Origin of the sequence: Nonomuraea rhodomycinica, assembly GCF_013363995.1 — a bacterium.
GTDB lineage: Bacteria > Actinomycetota > Actinomycetes > Streptosporangiales > Streptosporangiaceae > Nonomuraea > Nonomuraea rhodomycinica.
The window spans coordinates 155,892-172,765 of sequence record NZ_JABWGO010000003.1; the positions used below are offsets into that span (position 1 = coordinate 155,892).

Annotated in this window: 19 protein-coding genes; 7 read left to right on the forward strand and 12 right to left on the reverse strand. The window is 75.8% G+C overall.

From position 1 onward, the window contains the following. The first annotated feature begins 6 nt into the window (after positions 1-6). Together HT134_RS16500 and mshC are read left to right on the forward strand one after the other, a co-directional pair. Positions 7-705, forward strand: a complete 699-nt coding sequence (locus HT134_RS16500; protein WP_175601272.1) for an NRDE family protein — start codon at positions 7-9, stop codon at positions 703-705. Positions 706-715: 10 nt separating this feature from the next. Next, a complete protein-coding gene (mshC, locus tag HT134_RS16505) occupies positions 716-1,939 on the forward strand; it encodes a cysteine--1-D-myo-inosityl 2-amino-2-deoxy-alpha-D-glucopyranoside ligase (RefSeq protein WP_175601273.1) in 1,224 nt (407 codons plus the stop codon). A 68-nt stretch (positions 1,940-2,007) separates the two neighbouring features. Here the strand turns inward: mshC and HT134_RS16510 are convergent, their stop codons facing one another. Genes HT134_RS16510 through HT134_RS16555 form a run of 11 tightly spaced genes read right to left on the reverse strand, consistent with a single transcriptional unit; the run spans position 2,008 to position 11,856 of the window. Beyond that, positions 2,008-2,547 carry a cysteine hydrolase family protein gene (locus HT134_RS16510; protein WP_175601274.1) on the reverse strand — a complete coding sequence of 180 codons (540 nt, stop codon included), beginning with the start codon at positions 2,545-2,547 and terminating at the stop codon, positions 2,008-2,010. A gap of 30 nt (positions 2,548-2,577) precedes the next feature. Then, positions 2,578-3,540: a UDP-glucuronic acid decarboxylase family protein gene (locus HT134_RS16515; protein ID WP_175601275.1), complete on the reverse strand. Its 963-nt coding sequence runs from the start codon at positions 3,538-3,540 to the stop codon at positions 2,578-2,580. Continuing rightward, entirely contained in the window at positions 3,537-4,421 is an 885-nt protein-coding gene (locus HT134_RS16520; RefSeq protein ID WP_175601276.1) for a glycosyltransferase family 9 protein, read from the reverse strand. Before HT134_RS16520 ends, HT134_RS16515 begins: the two co-directional genes overlap by 4 nt. Next, entirely contained in the window at positions 4,412-5,086 is a 675-nt protein-coding gene (locus HT134_RS16525) for an SDR family oxidoreductase (protein WP_175601277.1), read from the reverse strand. The genes HT134_RS16520 and HT134_RS16525 overlap by 10 nt, the downstream gene beginning before the upstream one ends. Before the next feature lie 49 nt (positions 5,087-5,135). Further along, positions 5,136-5,810: a D-glycero-beta-D-manno-heptose 1-phosphate adenylyltransferase gene (gene rfaE2, locus HT134_RS47650; protein ID WP_312888163.1), complete on the reverse strand. Its 675-nt coding sequence runs from the start codon at positions 5,808-5,810 to the stop codon at positions 5,136-5,138. Then, complete coding sequence (locus HT134_RS47655; protein ID WP_312888164.1) at positions 5,786-6,469, reverse strand: PfkB family carbohydrate kinase; 684 nt, start codon at positions 6,467-6,469, stop codon at positions 5,786-5,788. Before HT134_RS47655 ends, rfaE2 begins: the two co-directional genes overlap by 25 nt. Further along, positions 6,466-7,014 (reverse strand): D-sedoheptulose-7-phosphate isomerase, encoded by a 549-nt coding sequence (locus HT134_RS16535; protein ID WP_175601278.1) that lies wholly within the window; start codon positions 7,012-7,014, stop codon positions 6,466-6,468. The genes HT134_RS47655 and HT134_RS16535 overlap by 4 nt, the downstream gene beginning before the upstream one ends. Before the next feature lie 3 nt (positions 7,015-7,017). Then, positions 7,018-8,259: a glycosyltransferase gene (locus tag HT134_RS16540; RefSeq protein WP_175601279.1), complete on the reverse strand. Its 1,242-nt coding sequence runs from the start codon at positions 8,257-8,259 to the stop codon at positions 7,018-7,020. After that, the gene (locus tag HT134_RS16545) at positions 8,256-9,269 is read right to left on the reverse strand and encodes a glycosyltransferase family 9 protein (RefSeq protein ID WP_175601280.1); all 1,014 of its coding nucleotides are present in this window, start codon (positions 9,267-9,269) and stop codon (positions 8,256-8,258) included. Before HT134_RS16545 ends, HT134_RS16540 begins: the two co-directional genes overlap by 4 nt. Beyond that, on the reverse strand, positions 9,266-10,228 hold the full coding sequence (locus HT134_RS16550) for a glycosyltransferase family 2 protein (protein WP_175601281.1): 963 nt from the start codon (positions 10,226-10,228) through the stop codon (positions 9,266-9,268). Before HT134_RS16550 ends, HT134_RS16545 begins: the two co-directional genes overlap by 4 nt. Next, positions 10,225-11,856 (reverse strand): carbamoyltransferase family protein, encoded by a 1,632-nt coding sequence (locus tag HT134_RS16555; RefSeq protein WP_175601282.1) that lies wholly within the window; start codon positions 11,854-11,856, stop codon positions 10,225-10,227. Before HT134_RS16555 ends, HT134_RS16550 begins: the two co-directional genes overlap by 4 nt. A gap of 172 nt (positions 11,857-12,028) precedes the next feature. Between HT134_RS16555 and HT134_RS16560 the strand changes: the two genes are divergently transcribed. The 3 genes from HT134_RS16560 to HT134_RS16570 are packed head-to-tail and all read left to right on the forward strand — an operon-like array spanning position 12,029 to position 13,860. Next, on the forward strand, positions 12,029-12,625 hold the full coding sequence (locus HT134_RS16560) for a D-glycero-alpha-D-manno-heptose-1,7-bisphosphate 7-phosphatase (protein WP_312888165.1): 597 nt from the start codon (positions 12,029-12,031) through the stop codon (positions 12,623-12,625). Continuing rightward, positions 12,622-13,545 (forward strand): glycosyltransferase, encoded by a 924-nt coding sequence (locus tag HT134_RS16565; RefSeq protein ID WP_175601283.1) that lies wholly within the window; start codon positions 12,622-12,624, stop codon positions 13,543-13,545. The genes HT134_RS16560 and HT134_RS16565 overlap by 4 nt, the downstream gene beginning before the upstream one ends. A 30-nt stretch (positions 13,546-13,575) precedes the next feature. Then, the gene (locus HT134_RS16570) at positions 13,576-13,860 is read left to right on the forward strand and encodes a WhiB family transcriptional regulator (protein WP_217707960.1); all 285 of its coding nucleotides are present in this window, start codon (positions 13,576-13,578) and stop codon (positions 13,858-13,860) included. On the opposite strand, the gene HT134_RS16575 is transcribed toward HT134_RS16570, so the two are convergent. Then, positions 13,796-14,281: a peptide deformylase gene (locus HT134_RS16575; protein WP_175601284.1), complete on the reverse strand. Its 486-nt coding sequence runs from the start codon at positions 14,279-14,281 to the stop codon at positions 13,796-13,798. The genes HT134_RS16570 and HT134_RS16575 overlap by 65 nt on opposite strands. 392 nt (positions 14,282-14,673) lie before the next feature. On the opposite strand from HT134_RS16575, the gene HT134_RS16580 reads away from it, so the two are divergent. Further along, positions 14,674-15,801 carry a uroporphyrinogen-III synthase gene (locus HT134_RS16580; protein ID WP_175601675.1) on the forward strand — a complete coding sequence of 376 codons (1,128 nt, stop codon included), beginning with the start codon at positions 14,674-14,676 and terminating at the stop codon, positions 15,799-15,801. 206 nt (positions 15,802-16,007) lie between these two features. Next, a complete protein-coding gene (locus HT134_RS16585) occupies positions 16,008-16,763 on the forward strand; it encodes a sirohydrochlorin chelatase (protein ID WP_312888166.1) in 756 nt (251 codons plus the stop codon). The last annotated feature ends 111 nt before the right edge of the window (positions 16,764-16,874 follow it).

Sequence of the window (16,874 nt, forward strand, 5' to 3'; positions counted from 1 at the left end):
TGCTCCATGTGCACCGTGATCGTGAAGACAGGGTGGCCCCTCACGCTCCTGTTCGTGCGCGACGAGTACGCCGACCGGCCCTGGGAGGGGCCGGGGGAGCACTGGCCCGAGCGCTACCCCGGCGTGATCGGCGGCCGTGACCTCAAGGCGGGCGGCACCTGGCTGGCGGTCCACCCGGCCGCCCGCCGCGCCGCCGCCCTGCTCAACGGGTGCGGCTGCACGGCCCCCGAGGCCACCCGGGTCTCCCGCGGCGACCTGGCCCTGCGCGCCGCCGCCACCGCGACCCTGCCGGGCGACCCGCCCCGCCCGGACGCCGACGCGGAGGCGAGCCTGTCGGAGGCGGACCTCACCGTGTACGACCCCTTCTACCTGCTGCTCGCCGAGCCGCCGGGCGCGCGGCTGGCCGGCTGGGACGGCCGGCGGCTGACCGTCACCCCCGTGCCCGACGGCATCAACATGATCGTCAACGCGGCCGGACTCGACCCCGCCCACCCCCGCGTCGTGGCCAACCTGCCCCGCTTCCGCGCCGGCGACTGGCGGGTCCCCGGCGAGGAGGCGCCCTCCGCCGACCCCGAGTCGCTGCTCGTCCGCCACGAGACGCCCGACGGCAAGGTCCTCACGTCGCTGTCGGCGATGCGGGTCACGCTGGCCCGCGACGAGGTGACGTACGACTTCACCGACCTGACCGCCGAGCGGGACAGATAGGCTCAAACCCATGAGATCGTGGTCCGCCCCGAACATCCCCGAACTGCCCGGTCAGAGCGTCCCTCTGCGGCTCCACGACACGGCGACCGGGCAGGTACGCCCGACCGAGCCGGGTCCCACGGCCCGCATGTACGTGTGCGGCATCACCCCGTACGACGCCACCCACCTCGGGCACGCCAACACCTACCACGCCTTCGACCTGGTCGGCCGGGTGTGGCGCGACGGCGGCCATGACGTCCACTACACGCAGAACACCACCGACGTGGACGACCCGCTCCTGGAGCGCGCGGAGCAGACCGGCGTCCCCTGGCAGGAGCTGGCCGAGCGGGAGATCGAGCTGTTCCGCACGGACATGGAGGCCCTGCGCATCGTGCCGCCCCGCGAGTACGTCGGCGTCACCGAGGTCGTCGGCCGCGTCGCCGGGCTGATCGAGGCCCTGTCGGCCAAGGGCGTCACCTACGAGCTGGACGGCGACGTCTACTTCAGCTCGGCCGACGCCCCGAAGTTCGGCCAGGTGTCCGGCTACGGCGAGCAGGAGATGCTGGAGCTGTTCGCCGAGCGGGGCGGTGACCCCGAGCGGCCGGGCAAGCGCCACCCGCTCGACTGGCTGCTGTGGCGGGCCGAGCGGCCGGGAGAGCCGGCCTGGGACTCGCCGCTGGGCCGGGGCCGCCCCGGCTGGCACATCGAGTGCACGGCCATCGCGCTCGACCACCTGGGCGCCGGCTACGACGTGGCGGGCGGCGGCTCCGACCTGATCTTCCCGCACCACGAGTGCGGCGCCTCCGAGGGGCACGCGGCGACCGGGGAGTGGCCGTTCGCCAAGTTCTACACCCACGCCGGCATGGTCGCCCTCGACGGCGAGAAGATGTCGAAGTCCAAGGGCAACCTCGTGTTCGTCTCGCGGCTGCGCCAGGAGCGCGACCCGATGGCGATCCGGCTGGTCCTGCTGGCCCACCACTACCGCTCCGACTGGGAGTACACCCCGGAGCTGATGGCCGAGGCCGAGCGGCGGCTGGCCCGCTGGCGCGAGGCGGTGGCGCTGCCGTCGGGACCGCCCGCCGACGGCGTGCTGGCACGGGTGCGCGAGCGCCTCGCCGACGACCTCGACGCGCCGGGCGCGCTGGCCGCGGTCGACGCCTGGGCCGATGAGGCGCTGAGCGGCCGGGGCGCCGACGCGGGCGCGCCGGGCCTGGTCCGCGACCTGGCCGACGCGCTCCTCGGCGTCGCCCTCTGACCGAGGCCCTCTGACGGACGCCCTCTGACGGACGCCCCGCGCCTCCCCCTGACCGGGCTTGCCGGCCCCTACGTCAGGAGGCGGCGCGCCGGGACGATCTCGGCCGACATGTTGCGCTCCATCATGCGCAGCGCGGCCCGGCCGAGATCCCCGTGGACCGGCGCCACGCAGTCCGGCGGCACCACCACCTGGAACTCCCGCACGTACGCGTCCAGCGCGCTGTACAGCACGCACTGCTCGGTCACCTGCCCGGTCAGGATCACGGTGTCGATGCCCCGCTGCCGCAGCAGGTGGTCCAGGGCCGTGCCGTAGAAGGCGCTGTGGCGCGCCTTGGTGAGGAACGCCGCGGTGCGCGGCGGCACGACCGGCCGCACCAGGTCGGGCCGGCGTCCCTTCAGCGCCCGCGCCACCAGGTCCTCACGGGTGGCGGAGAAGTCGCCGTAGTTGTCGTTGACGTAGACCAGCTCCACGTCGTCGCGCCGGTGCGCCCGGCCGGCCAGCTCGGCCAGCCTGGGCACGATCGGCTCCACTCCCTGCACGAGCCGGTCTGCGTCCTCGTGGTCGTACGGGTTCAGCATGTCCAGCACGACCATCGCGATTGCCGGCATCCTTGAAACCACCACCCCCCGACGGCCGGCTCAGGCGCCCAGCCGTTGCAGTCTGCCGTGGTCCGCCAGCTCGGAGGCGAACCAGTCGATGGTCCGGCGCAGGCCCTCCTCGGCGGGCACGGCGGCCCGCCAGCCGAGCCGCTCGGCGGCCAGCGTCGTGTCCGGCCGGCGCACCATCGGGTCGTCGGCCGGCCGTTCGATGAACTCGACGGGCGACGACGAGCCCGCCAGCTTCTTGATCAGCGTGGCCAGTTCCAGCATGGTGAGCTCGTCCGGGTTGCCGATGTTCACCGGGCCGGCGAAGTCGCTCGCCGCCATGGCCAGGATGCCCGTGACCGTGTCGTCCACGTAGCAGATGGACCGGGTCTGCGCGCCGTCGCCGGTGATCGTGATCGGCTCGCCCAGCAGCGCCTGCCGGATGAAGGTCGGGATCGCCCGGCCGTCGAAGGGCCGCATGCGCGGGCCGTAGGTGTTGAAGATCCGCACGATGCCGGTGTCGGTGTCGCGCGAGTGCCGGTAGGCGGTGGTCAGCGACTCGGCGAAGCGCTTGGCCTCGTCGTACACGCTGCGCGGCCCCACCGGATTGACGTTGCCCCAGTACGTCTCCTTCTGCGGGTGCTCCAGCGGGTCGCCGTACACCTCGCTGGTGGAGGCGAGGACGAACCGGGCGCCCTTCTCCCGGGCGAGCCCGAGCGCGTGCAGGGTGCCGACGCTGCCCACCCGCAGCGTCTCGATGGGGTAGCGCAGGTAGTCGGCGGGGGAGGCGGCCGAGGCGAAGTGCAGGACGAGGTCCAGCCGGTCGGGCACGTGGACGTACCCGGTCAGGTCGCACTCGATGATGCGGAACTGCGGCCGGTCGATCAGATGCTCGACGTTGCGCGGGCCTCCGGTGAGGAAACTGTCCATGCAGATGACCTCGGCCCCTTGGTCGAGCAGGCGTTCACACAGGTGCGAGCCGAGGAACCCGGCACCGCCGGTAACCAGCGCCCTCATGAGGTGACCTCCATCACGGCGTCCAGGACTTCGGAGACATCGATCTGCAGCAGGCCGGGGTCCACCCGGCCGCCGTGGGGGTCGCCGGTCCGCCCCGCCCACAGCGCGACGTGCCGCCAGCCGGGCGGCGGCCCCCACAGCGCGGGCGGCACCGGACCGAACAGCACCACCGACGGCACGCAGAAGGCGGTCGCCAGGTGGCCGACGCCCGTGTCGCCGCAGACCACGAGCCGGGCCCGGCCCACCACGTCGATCAGCCCCGCCAGGTCCGTACGGCCGGCCAGCACCCGCCCGGCGGGCAGCCCGGCCAGCTCCGCGACCCGCGCGGCGATCGGCGCCTCGGCGGCGTCGCCGGTGACCACCACCTCGCCCACGCCTCGCTCCAGGGCCGCGGCCACCCGCGCGAACCGCTCCGGCGGCCAGCGCCGGGCCGGGGAGGCGGCGCCCGGATGGACGACCACGGGCCCGGTCCGGTCGGACACGCCCAGCGTCAGGTCCGACGGGTCGGCCTTGACCCCGTACCACTCCAGCATGTCGCACCAGCGCCGCACCTCGTGCACGCCGTCGCGCCAGGGCGGGCCGACCGTGTGGCTGAGCAGCCGCCCCGGCTCGGTGCGGCGCAGCGCCTCGATGCTCTGCGGGCCCTTGCCGTGCAGGTTGACCGCCACGTCGGGCCGCTCGAACGGCACCGGGCCGGGGCCGCGCACGTCGATCAGCTCGTCCACCGCCCCGGTCAGCGGCATGAGCGGCTCCAGCGGCGCCGGCGCGGCCACCGTGATCCGGTGGACCGGGAACTCCTGCCGCAGCGCGCGCAGCGCGGGCACGGCCGTGAGCAGGTCGCCCAGGCCGAGCCCGCGCAGCGCGAGAAGCTCTAGGGCCATGACGTCTCCGTGGAGGGGCACACCACCAGTTCCCTGACCTCGCACCCGGCGGGCTGACCGAGCGCGAACACGACGGTGCGGGCCACGTCGGCCGGGTCGTTGAGACCGGCGTCGGGCCCGGGCTTGTACTGCTCGGGCCGGCCGTCGAAGAACGCCGTCCGCATGCCGCCGGGCACCAGCAGCGTCACCCCGACCTGCCCGGCCAGCTCGACGGCCAGCGCCCGGGTGAGGCCGACCACCCCGAACTTCGACGCGCAGTAGGCGCTCGCGTCGCTCAGCGCCCGCAGCCCCAGCGTGGAGGCGCAGGTGACGACCTTGCCGCGCGACTCCTTCAGGTACGGCAGCGCCGCCCGCACGACCGAGGCGGTGCCGAGCAGGTTGACCAGGATCACCCGATCCCAGGCGTCGGCCGGCACGTCCTCCAGGCGCCCGCAGGCGTCCACGCCGGCCGCGGTCACCACGGCGTCCAGCCCGCCGGCCCGCTCGGCCAGCTCGCGCACGGCCCGCTCGGCCTCGGCCCGGTCGGCCAGGTCGGCCACCACGTGCTCGACGTCCCCCCCGGGATCGCGCGCGTCGACGACCAGCGGCCGCCAGCCCTCCTTGGCCACGGCCTCGGCGGTCGCCCGCCCGAGACCGGAGGCCCCTCCGGTGATGAGCACCTTCATGTGATCTCCTTGTCCTCGTGGTCGCGGCTCCCGCGCACCGGCGGGAGCGTCAGCGGATCTCCCTGATGAGGTTGGTCGTGGAGCGGCCCGGCAGGCTGCTGAGGACGACGACCTCGCCGCCCAGCCGGTCGAGGACCTCGGCCTCGGGCAGCTGGTCGCCCTCGTAGTCGCCGCCCTTGACCCACACGTCCGGCCTGAGCCGCTCGATGGCCGCGGCCGGGGTGTCCTCGTCGAACACCATCACCGCGTCCACGCAGCCCAGCGCCCGCAGCACCTCGACCCGGTCGCGCACGTCCACGATGGGCCGGGTCGGGCCCTTGAGCCGGCGGACGGAGTCGTCGGAGTTGACGCACACCACCAGCGCGTCCCCGAGCGCCCGCGCCCGCCGCAGCAGGCTCACATGCCCGGCGTGCAGCAGGTCGAAACAGCCGCCGGTGGCGATGAGCCGCCCGCCGTAGGCGCGGGTCAGCTCGGCCACCTCCAGCGCGGTGCGCGGCCGGTCGCCGAGCTCCTGCTCCTGGATGCGGATGGAGGCGGCGCCGCCCCGCTCGACGAAGCGCGAGGCCTCCCCGACGCCGATCGTCACCGCCTCCTCCACACCGGAGCCGTCGCGCAGCGCGAGCGCGGCGGCGGCGGCCAGCCGGTCGCCCGCGCCGCACACGTCCTGCCCGGCCGCCGACACCGGCGCGGGCACCTGGGTCAGCGCGCAGCCCTGGCGGGCCACGCCGCGCCGCGCCCGCCCAGCGTGACGGCCACGGCCCGCGCCCTCAGCGCGCGCATGAGGTGGCGGGCGGCCTGGTCGGGCCCCTCGTACGGGCCGTCGCACAGAAGCCTGGCCTCGGCCTCGCTCGGCGTCACCAGCGCGCAGCCGGGCACCGGCTGCTCTCCCTTGGGATGCGGGTCCCACACGAGCGGCGCGTCGGCCCCGCGCAGCAGCTCACGCGTCACCCGGGTGACGCCGCGGCCGTAGTCGGACACGAGCACCGCCCCGGCCTGGCGCAGCGCCGCGGCCACCTCGTCGTGGGCGGCGTGCCGGGCCCGGCCGTCGCCGGAGTCCACCCGCACCAGCGTCTGCCCCCGAGCCCGGATCCGGGTCTTGCGCACGGTGCCGCCGCGCAGCGGCAGCCGCACCAGCTCCACCTCGCCCGCCAGCAGCCCGCACAGGCGGCGGCCGTCCTGGTCGTCGCCGATCGCGGTGACGAGCACCACGTCGGCGCCGTCGCGGGCGGCCAGCAGCGCGGCCAGGCCCGCGCCGCCGGGCCGGGCGTGCTCGGCGTCGACGTCCACCACCGGGACCGGCGCGTCCGGGCACAACCGGTCGGCGCCGCCCTCCACGTCGACATCCAGCAGGGTGTCGCCGATGACGACGAGCGGGCCGCTCACAGCGCCTCCTCGACCGCGTCGCAGAGCAGGTGGATCAGCGCGAGATGCACCTCCTGGACGGTCGCGGTCTCCTCGGCGGGCACCGTGACGGCCTCGTCGCACATGCCGGCCAGCGGGTTGGGCGCGGGCCCGGTCAGCGCCCAGGCGAGCATCCCGCACTCGCGGGCGGCCTTGGCCGCGGCCAGCACGTTGGGGCTGCCGCCGCTGGTGGACAGGCACACGAGCACGTCCCCCCGGCGGCCGTGGGCGCGCACCTGGCGCGCGTAGGCCTCCTCGGCGCCGTAGTCGTTGGCGATCGCCGTCAGCGACGAGGTGTCGGCGTGCAGCGCGATCGCCGCGTACGGCGGGCGGTCGGCGCGGAAGCGGCCCACCAGCTCGGCCGTCAGGTGCTGGGCCTCGGCCGCCGATCCGCCGTTGCCGCAGGCCAGCAGCCTGCCGCCGGAGGACAGGACTCCGGCGAGCGTGCCGCCCCACGCGCGGACGACGGCCGTGTGACCGTCGACGCGCGCCAGGGTGGCGCACAGCTTCTCCAGATGCGCGTCCATCTCTCACCCTCCCAGCGCCGCGAGACGGCACATCCGGCCGTCGATGACCTGCGTGTAGACGGCTTCGGTGCGTTCGGCGACACGCGGCCAGCCGTAGCGCTGGCGGGCCCGGCGCGCCCCGGCCGCGCCCATCGCGCGGCGGCGGCCCGGGTCGGCCAGCACGTCCTTCAGCGCCCTGGCCAGGGCGCGCGGGCGGCGCGGCGGCACGAGCAGGCCGCACCCGGCGACCGTGTCGAGGTGGCCGCCGACGGCCGAGGCGATCACCGGCACGCCGCAGGCCATGGCCTCGACCGGCACCATCCCGAACGGCTCGTACCACGGCACGGTCACCAGCGCGTCGGCCGCGCGCATCAGCGCCGGCACCTCGTCGCGGGGGACGCTGCCGACGACGCGCACGCGCCCGGCCAGGCCGTACCCGTCGGCCAGCTCGCGCAGCCGTACCGCCTCCTCGTCGTCCACGCGCCCGCCGGCGATCACCAGCTCGGCGCGGGGGAGCAGCCGCATGGCCTGCACCAGGGTGTCCACGCCCTTGCGCGGGACCAGCCGCCCGATGCTGAGCACCCGCGCCATGCCCGCCCCTGCCTCGCGCGCCCCCGCCGCGCCCGTCCCAGGGGCGCCGGTGGCGCCCGGCCAGGGCCCCTTCGGGCCGTCCGGGCGGAAGCGGCCGAGGTCCACGCCGCACGGCACGATCACGATCCGCCGCTCGGGCACGCCCATCGCGCGCAGCTCGTTCACCTCGTCGCGGCAGGTGGCCAGCACGGCGTCGGCGCTGCGGCCGATCTGCCGCTCGGTGTCCACCCGGTGCGGCGGGCTGGTGTCGGCGGCGCCCTGCCAGCGCCGCTTGACGGTGCCGAGCGCGTGGAACGTCTGCACCACCGGCACGTTCCCGGCGGCCCGCAGCGCGGCCTGCCCGCTCATCCAGAAGTGCGCGTGGACGACGTCCGGAGGGTCCGCCTCCCAGCGCGCCGCCAGGCGCGCGGTGAACTCCGGCATGTACGGCGGAAGCTCGTCCTTCGGGACCGGCGCCGCCGGGCCCGCCTCGACGTACTCGACCCGCACGCCGGGCGCCACCTCCACCCGCGCCGGCTGCGCCGGGTCCCAGCGCCGGGTGTGGACCACCACCTCGTGGCCCCGCGCGCCGAGGGCCGTGGCCAGGGCGGCGACGTAGACGTTCTGCCCGCCGGCGTCCACCCCGCCGATGGCCGCGAGCGGATCCGCGTGTTCCGAGACCAGGGCGATTCTCACTGGTTCAGCTCCCTCACTGCCTTGACCACCTGCTCGCTGGTCACCTGCGCCAGACAGGGATGGCCGGGCACCGGGCACGTCCGCGCCCGGGAGTCCCGGCACGGCGCGTCCTGGTCGCCCAGCAGGACCGTGGGCACCCGGTACGGGGCCCACCGCCCGGCCGGGACGACCGGCGCGAAGAGGCTCACGACCGGCGTGCCGACGGCCGCCGCCAGGTGGGCGGGACCGGTGTTGCCGGCCACGAGCACGGCGGCGCCCTCGATCACGGCCGCGAGCTGCGCCAGCGTGGTCGCGCCGCCGAGGTCCAGGGCCGCGCCGGGCGCGCCGGCGGCCACGTACGCCGTCAGCTCGCGCTCCATGCCGGTGACGACGACCCGGTGGCCGTCGTCGGTCAGCTCGCGCACGGCCTCACGGTTGCGCTCGGCCGGCCAGGTCCGCGCGGGCGCCGACGTGCCGGGGTGCACGACGACGTACGGGCCGGGCCCCAGGCCGAGGCGGGAGACGTCGGGCAGCGGCCGGCGCACGGCCAGCCGGCCGTCGTCGCCCGGCGGCAGCTCGAAGCCGGCGGCGCGGGCCACGGCCAGCATCCGCTCCGGCTCGGGCACGTCCAGCCCCTCGTCCACGACGTGCCGCACGTCGAGCAGCGAGCCGGGGTAGTCGTTGCTGATGGCCGAGACGCGGCCCACCCCGGCCAGCCGCAGCAGCAGCGCCAGCGGCAGCGCCGACTGGTGGAACGAGGTGAGGATCACCGCCTCGTCGGTGCCGCCGACCTGGTCGATCAGGTCGTCCACGTCACGCCGGGACACGGGCGGCGGACGGTGGTCGATCCACGGCGCCCGCCACACGATCACCCGGTCCACGCCGGGCAGCAGCTCGGCCGCCGCCCGGCCGCGCGGTCCCGCGAGCAGGGTCACCTCGCCCGCGTGCGCGCTCACGGCCCGGACGGCCGGGCCGGCCAGCAGCACGTCCCCGGCGTCGTCCAGCCGAGCCACGAGCACCCGTCCGCTCATCGCCGCACCTTCCATTCCCCCCGAAGCCGGTGCGCCACGGCGACCGGCGGGATCAGCACGCTGGTGACGGCCATCCGCAGCACCTCGCCCGGCGTGCGCGGGCCCGGCGCGATCCGCGCCCAGGCGAACTCGGCGGTCATCGCCGCCCACCCCGCGCCCGCCACGACGGCCGGCCACGCGGCGGAGCGGCGGCGGGTCAGCAGGGCGGTCAGGCCGAGGCCCGCCGCGGCGAGGCCGAGCGCCGTGGCCGCGGCGTGGCGGCGCAGCCGCCCGCGCCTCCCGCCGATCGCCTCGCGCCAGCCCGGCCCGTGCAGGCGCCGCATCAGCGCGTCGTCGGCGTTGCCCCGCTGGAAGCGCACGCTCGCCCAGAACCCGTCGTCGCGCACGGGATGCACCGTGACCCGCTCGCCCCACGCCAGCGTGTGCCCCCGGTTGGTCAGCCGCAGCGCGAGGTCGGCGTCCTCCCGGTAGGCCCGGGGGAAACGCTCGTCGAACCCGCCGACCCGTTCCAGCGCGTCGCGCCGGTACGCGATGTCGGCGGTGATCCACAACGCCGAGGCCAGCCCGGCGGTGTTCCGCTCGGCGTCGGTGGGCCGCCGGTCGCCGGGCAGCGGCACCTCGATGCGGCCCTGGCTGCCCGCGGCCTCGGGCGGCAGCCCGGCCAGGTCCGCGCGCAGCGCCTCGTACCAGCCGGGGCCGGGCACGACGTCGTCGTCGAGGAAGGCCACCCACGGCGTCGAGGCCGCCCGCCAGCCCGCGTTGCGCGCCGCGGCGGGCCCCCGCCCGCCGGACGTCACGACCCGCACGTTCGCGGGCACGTGCGCGGGCGTCACCAGGGGCGGCCCGTCGTGCCCGGCCGGCCGGTCGTCCACGACGATCACCGGCACGTCCGGGCCGAGGGCCGCGAGCGTCGCCCGCAGGCTGGGCCGCCCCACAGTGGGCACCACCACCGTGATCACGGAGCGAACACCTCCCGTCGCCGCACCAGGTACGGCCCGAGGGCGAGCACGTCCACCGGCGAGGAGCCGAAGCACTCCAGCGCGTCGCGCGGGTCGTCCACCATGGGCCGCCCGGCCGTGTTCAGGCTCGTGTTGACCACCACCGGCAGCCCGGTGCGGGCCTCGAAGGCCGACAGCATCCGCGCGAGCAGCGGCTCCGAGCGCGGCGACACCGTCTGGATGCGCGCCGTCCCGTCCACGTGCACCACGGCCGGGATCCGGTCGCGCCACGCCGGGTCCACGTCGTGGACGAACAGCATGTACGGCGAGGGCACCGGCCCCCGGCCGAACAGGTCGCGGGCCCGCGACTCCAGCACCATCGGCGCGATCGGCCGGAACTGCTCGCGGCCCTTGACGTCGTTGAGCCGCTCGGTGTTGCGGGCGTGCCCCGGGTGCGCGAGCAACGAGCGGCGGCCCAGCGCCCGCGGCCCGTACTCCGAGCGGCCCTGGAACCACGCCACGATCCGGTCGGCGGCCAGCTCGGCCGCCACGGCGTCGGCCAGGTCGGCCGGCCGGGTGTACGGCACCCGCGCCACGTCCAGCCAGGCGCCCAGCTCCTCGTCGGTGAAGCCGCGCCCCAGGTCGGCGCCGGTCATGGGCGCGGCCCGCTCGCCGTACGCCTGGGCCAGGTGCAGGGCGCCGCCCAGCGCGGTGCCCGAGTCGCCCGCGGCGGGCTGCACCCACACCTCCTCGAACGGCCCCTCGTCCAGCAGGCGGGTGTTGGCGACGCAGTTGAGCGCCACCCCGCCCGCCAGCGCGAGCCGCCGTTCCCCGGTGCGCTCGTGCAGCCACCGGACCAGCTCCAGCAGCACCTCCTCCAGCCGCGCCTGGACGCTGGCCGCCAGGTCGGCGTGGTCGTCGGTCCAGGGGGCGTCCTTGGACAGCGCCTTGGCGTAGGAGTTCCAGTCGATCGGCTCGACCCGGAAGCCGCCGTCGTCCGTGGTGCGGATCAGCTCGCGCAGCGACTCCAGGTGGCGGGGCCGGCCGTAGGAGGCCAGCGCCATGACCTTGTACTCGTCGCTGGAGCGCAGGAAGCCCAGGTGCTGGGTCACGTCCTCGTACATGAGGCCCAGCGAGTGCGGCAGCTCCTGCGCGGCGAGGATCTCCAGCTCGCCGTCGCGGTAGCGGCCGGCCAGGTGGGAGACGTTCTCGCCCCGGCCGTCGCACACGAGCACCGCGCAGTCGCGGAACGGCGAGGCCAGCCCGGCCGACGCGGCGTGCGCCACGTGGTGGGGGACGTAGCGCACCTGCGCCGGGTCGAGCCCGGGCAGCGCCGTGGCCAGGAAGTTGGGCGCGCGCACCGCGTACTTCGTGCGCAGGTCCTCCCAGTCGCCCTCGGGGCGCTGGACGACCAGGGACGGGTCGTAGGAGTAGGCGACCGCGTCGATGTCCTCGGGCGACAGTCCCGCCTCCTTCAGGCACCAGGCCGCCGCCTGCTCGGGCAGCTCCCAGGCCGAGAACGCGAGGGGCCGCTTGCCGTGCTTGCGGCGGCTGAACCGTTCCTCCTCCGCGGCGGCGACGATGCGCCCGTCGGCGACGATCGCCGCGGCGGGGTCGTGAAAGATCGCGTTGATGCCGAGAAATCTCATCGGGCTCCTCCCACCGGATGGAGAACCGCTACCGAGAGAAGCGACTCTCAAACCTGGACCATCGCTCCGAGGTGCGGAAATACCTCTCTTATCCTGCTGTTGGTCACTCTCCGTAGTTGTTAGGGGAGCGTTTCGCCGGGTAGCAGACCGGCCGGCGCGACGGAGGTGAGAGGTGTTCACACAGCGAGGTCCCGGGGCCGTGCTCTTCGACCGTGACGGGACTCTGATCAAGGACGTTCCGTACAACGGCGACCCCCGCAAGGTGGAGCCGATGCCGGGAGCGGCCGAGGCGCTGTCACGGCTGCGCCGGGCGGAGATCCCGGTGGCCGTGGTGACCAACCAGTCCGGGGTGGCCAAGGGACTCATCACGCCCGACGAGATGGGCCAGGTCAACGCCCGGGTGGAGGAGCTGCTGGGCCCGTTCGACGCGTGGGCGATCTGCGTCCACGACGACGGCGACTGCTGCACCTGCCGCAAGCCCGCGCCCGGCCTGCTCATCAGGGCCGCCGCCGTCCTCGACGTCAGCCCGCGCGACTGCGTGGTCGTCGGCGACATCGGCAGGGACATGGAGGCCGCCCGCGCGGCGGGCGCGCGCGGCATCCTCGTGCCCACGCCGCTCACGCTTCAGCAGGAGGTCCTGGAGGCGCCCGAGGTCGCCGCCGACCTCACCGAGGTGACCGACCGGCTGCTGGCCGGCGTGGAGGGCGGCCCGGTGCCCGCCGGCAGCCACTCCCGCCGCGCCAGGGTGCTGGGCTGGAGCCGCTGGTGAGGATCCTGCTCTGGCACGTCCACGGCGCCTGGACCAACGCCTTCGTCCGCGGCGGGCACGAGTACGTGCTGCCGCTCGTCCCCGACCGGGGCCCCGACGGCCTCGGCCGCGCCGACACCTACGACTGGCCCGCGAGCGCGCGCGAGGTCGCCTGGGACCGGCTGCGCGACGAGCCGCTCGACGTGGTCGTCTACCAGCGGCCCCGCGACCTGGAACTGGCCCGCGAGTGGCTCGGCCGCGACCTGCCCGGCGTCTACGTCGAGCACAACACGCCCGCCGGCGACGTGCCGCGCACCCGCCACCTCCTCGCCGGCCGGACCGACGTCACGCTCGTCCACGTCACCCACTTCAACGAGCTGTACTGGGACAACGGCCGCGCGCCCACCCGGGTCGTCGAGCACGGCGTGCCCGACCCCGGGCACCTCTACACCGGGGAGCTGCCCCGGGCCGGCGTCGTGGTCAACGAGCCGGTGCGCCGCACCCGGGTCGCCGGCACCGACCTGCTGCCCCGCTTCGCCGCCGCCGTGCCGCTCGACGTGTTCGGCATGAAGGTCTCCGAACTGCCGTACGGGACGTACGAGGACCTCCCGCAGCACCTCATGCACCCCGAACTGGCCCGCCGGCGCGTCTACCTGCACCCGTACCGGTGGACCTCGCTCGGGCTCGCCCTCATCGAGGCGATGACCCTCGGCATGCCCGTGGTCGCCCTGGCCGCCACCGAGGCGATCGAGGCGGTCCCGCCGGAGGCCGGCGTCATCTCCACCAAGGTGGACGTGCTGGTCGACGCGCTACGGCAGTTCGCCGCCGATCCGGAGCTCGCCGCGCAGGCCGGGAAGGCCGCCCGCGCCGCCGCTCTGGCCCGCTACGGCCTGGACCGGTTCCTGGCCGACTGGGACCGGCTGCTGGAAGAAGTGGTGTGACCCGCCGGGAAAGGGGTAGGCGCCGTCGACATGATGATGCACGACTGGTCGCGCGGGGCCGCCTGCCAGGCCATGGACCCGGAGCTGTTCTTCCCGATCTCGACGGAAGGCCCGGGCCGTGAGCAGGTGGAGCAGGCCAAGGCCGTCTGCCGGGGATGCCCGGTCCGCCAGCCCTGCCTCGACTACGCGATCGACACCCGGCAGCTCAACGGCGTCTGGGGCGGCACCGACCCCGAGCAACGCCGCTCCCTCATCCCGACGGTAGCGCGACGGCGAGAAACCGTTCCCGCTCCTCCTCTCCCAGGTGATCACTGAACAGGACGCCGTCCAGGTGGTCCACCTCGTGCTGCAGCACCCTCGCCAGCACGCCCAGCGCCCGTACCGACACGGGCTTGCCGAACATGTCGCGGCCGCGCGCCACGACCATGTAGGAGCGCTCCAGCGGCCACCACACCCCTGGCGCGGACAGGCACGCCTCGTCCGCCGTCACCCGGCGCTCCGACAGCTCCAGGCGCGGGTTGACCAGGTGGCCCGAGCGGCCCTCGTAGGCGTAGGCGACCACCCGCAGCGGAACCCCGATCTGCGGCGCCGCCAGACCCGCGCGTCCCGGCCCGGCCCGCAACGTGGCCGTCAGGGACTTCACGACGGAGCGCAGCTCGCGGTCGAAGTCGCGCACCGGCTGCGCCACCGAGCGCAGCGCCGGGTCGTCGAACAGGCGGATGGGCCGGACCGTCACCGAACCTCCCCGAAAGGTCGCTTGGCGGGAAGGCTTCCCGCGCCCGCCGGCGATCAATCCCGGAGGTGCGGCGGATGTGGCATCGCGGTGACACCCGCAGGCGCGGGCCGGCGGCGGCGCTTGTAGCACAGCGGTAACAGAAGGGACCCAGCGGCGAAACGGCCGGAAAGCACCATTGAGGGCGTGATCTCACTTCTGGTTCACGTGCCTGTGATGTCCGGCCGGGTGCTCGGGGCCCGGCCGGGCCCGCCGGCGCCCCCGACCCGTCAGGAGGTGCCCGCGTGAGCGCCCCGTCCGCCGCCGAGGACCCGTTCCGCCCCGACGAGACGGCGGCCGAGTCCCCGGCCCGCCCGCACGAGGCCGCGGCCGTGGGGCCGGCCCGGCCCCACGAGATGGCCCCCAACGCCCTGTCCGGCTTCACGGTCGGCGTCACCGCCACCCGCCGGCGCGAGGAGTTCGGCGCGCTGCTCGAACGGCGGGGTGCCCGCGTGGTCAGCGCCCCCGCGATCCGCCTGGTGCCGCTCGCCGAGGACGCCGACCTGCTGGCCGCCACCCGCCACAGCCTCGAACGGCCCCTCGACGACGTGGTGGTCACCACCGGCGTGGGCTTCCGCGGCTGGATGGCCGCGGCCGAGGGCTGGGGCCTGTCCGGCGAGCTGGTCGCCCAGCTCGCCCGCGCCCGCCTGCTCACCCGCGGCCCCAAGGCCAGGGGAGCGGTGCGCGCCGCCGGCCTGGACGACCACTGGACGCCCTCCACCGACTCCTGCAAGGAGGTCAAGGAGCACCTGCTCGCCCAGGACCTGCGGGGCCGGCGCATCGCGGTGCAGCTCCACGGCGAGCCGCTGGCCGACTTCGTCGCCGACCTGCGGGCGGCGGGCGCCGAGGTCATCGAGATCCCCGTCTACCGCTGGCTGCCCTACCGCGACCCCTCGCCGCTGCGCCGCCTCATCACCCAGACCATCTCCGGCGCCGTGGACGCGGTCGCCTTCACCAGTGCGCCGGCCGTCCACGCCATGCTCGCCGCCGCCCGCGCCGAAGGGGTGGAGGAGGCGCTGCTCAACGCGTTCGGCGACCGGGTGGTCGCCGCCTGCGTCGGACCCGTCACGGCCGAGCCGCTCGTCTCCCGCGGCGTCCCCACGCTCCAGCCGGAACGCTCCCGGCTCGGCTCGCTCGCCCGCGCCCTGGCCCGCCACCTGCCCGAGCACGGCGTCACCCGCGTCGTCGCCGGCGGCCACAACCTCGAGATCCGCGGCCACGCCGTCGTCGTGGACGGCGAGCTGCGTCCGCTGCCGCCCGCGCCGATGGCGGTGCTCAAGCGGCTGGCCGAGAAGCCCGGCCACGTGGTGTCCCGCACGGACCTGCGCACGGTCCTGCCCGGCAGCGTCGCCCGCGACTCGGCCGAGCACGCGGTGGAGATGGCGATCACCCGGCTCCGGCGCGCCCTCGGGCCCGGCGGCATCGTGGAGACGGTCGTCAAACGCGGCTATCGCCTGGCCTGCACCCACGAGGCCCACCAGTGACCACCCGACCCCGCCACCCCCACGACACCCCGCCCCTCCCATCCGCCGACCTGAGCCCTCGGCCTGCGGGCCTGAGCCTCCCACCCACGGCCCCGAGCTGCCCGCCTTTCGGCCCGGACCGTCCGCCCGCCGACGTGGAGCCGCCGCCCGCGGGCCCGGGCCTTCCGCCGGTCGCGCTGAGTGCGGCTCGGGCCGACGCCGGTGGCGTGGTCGCGACCTCCGCCGGAACGGGCGGCATGCCGGCAGCGGCGCGGAGCCGGTCTGGTGGCGTTCCCACGCTGGTCCTGGCCGCGCACGGGACGCGCAGCGCCGCGGGGGAGCGGACCCTCGCCGAGCTGGCCGCCGTCATACGCCGTCAGCGGCCCGGGCGCCGCGTCGAACTGGCCTACCTGGAGATCAGCCGCCCGCTCCTGCGCGACGTGCTCCCGGTCGTCCCGGGGCCGGTGGTCGTGGTGCCGTTGCTGCTCGCCGGCGGCTACCACGTGCACGTGGACCTGCCCGCCGTCCTGGCCGGGCACCGGCCCGACGCGCTCATGGCGGCCCCCCTGGGTCCTCACGGGCTGCTGACCTCCGCGCTGACCCGCCGGCTCGGCCGCGCGGGGCTGCGCCGTACGGACGCGGTGATCCTCGGCGCGGCGGGCTCGTCCGACCCGTCGGCGCTGGCCGACGTGCGCGCCGCCGCCCACCGCCTGGCGGTGCGGCTCGGCCGCCCGGTCACGGCGGCGTTCGCCTCGGCGGGGACGCCCACGCTGGCCGAGGCGCTGGAACGGGTCCGTTCAGGCCCCGCCCGGCGGGTGGCCGTCGCGTCGTACGTGCTGGCGCCCGGCTTCTTCCACGGCCGCCTCCTGGCCGCGGGCGCCGACCTGGTCACCGACCCGCTGGGCGCCGACCCGGACGTCGCCTCGCTGGTGTGGAGCCGCTACGACGAGGCCGCCCTCGCCCCTCGCGCCGCCACCGCCTGACCGCGGGTGACGACCTCCGAGACTCCCAAGGGTCACGAGACCCTAAAGGGCCACGAGAGATCCCCAGGGGCCGGGCGAGGACCTCCACCGACCGGGCGGAGACCTTCCGGG

What these genes read in the sequence shown, in the direction of transcription:
- HT134_RS16500 (WP_175601272.1), top strand. Translation starts at nt 7, where the DNA reads ATGTGCACCGTGATCGTGAAGACAGGGTGGCCCCTCACGCTCCTGTTC.
- mshC (WP_175601273.1), top strand. Translation starts at nt 716, where the DNA reads ATGAGATCGTGGTCCGCCCCGAACATCCCCGAACTGCCCGGTCAGAGC.
- HT134_RS16510 (WP_175601274.1), bottom strand. Translation starts at nt 2,547, where the DNA reads ATGCCGGCAATCGCGATGGTCGTGCTGGACATGCTGAACCCGTACGAC.
- HT134_RS16515 (WP_175601275.1), bottom strand. Translation starts at nt 3,540, where the DNA reads ATGAGGGCGCTGGTTACCGGCGGTGCCGGGTTCCTCGGCTCGCACCTG.
- HT134_RS16520 (WP_175601276.1), bottom strand. Translation starts at nt 4,421, where the DNA reads ATGGCCCTAGAGCTTCTCGCGCTGCGCGGGCTCGGCCTGGGCGACCTG.
- HT134_RS16525 (WP_175601277.1), bottom strand. Translation starts at nt 5,086, where the DNA reads ATGAAGGTGCTCATCACCGGAGGGGCCTCCGGTCTCGGGCGGGCGACC.
- HT134_RS16535 (WP_175601278.1), bottom strand. Translation starts at nt 7,014, where the DNA reads ATGGACGCGCATCTGGAGAAGCTGTGCGCCACCCTGGCGCGCGTCGAC.
- HT134_RS16545 (WP_175601280.1), bottom strand. Translation starts at nt 9,269, where the DNA reads ATGAGCGGACGGGTGCTCGTGGCTCGGCTGGACGACGCCGGGGACGTG.
- HT134_RS16555 (WP_175601282.1), bottom strand. Translation starts at nt 11,856, where the DNA reads ATGAGATTTCTCGGCATCAACGCGATCTTTCACGACCCCGCCGCGGCG.
- HT134_RS16570 (WP_217707960.1), top strand. Translation starts at nt 13,576, where the DNA reads ATGATGATGCACGACTGGTCGCGCGGGGCCGCCTGCCAGGCCATGGAC.
- HT134_RS16580 (WP_175601675.1), top strand. Translation starts at nt 14,674, where the DNA reads ATGGCCCCCAACGCCCTGTCCGGCTTCACGGTCGGCGTCACCGCCACC.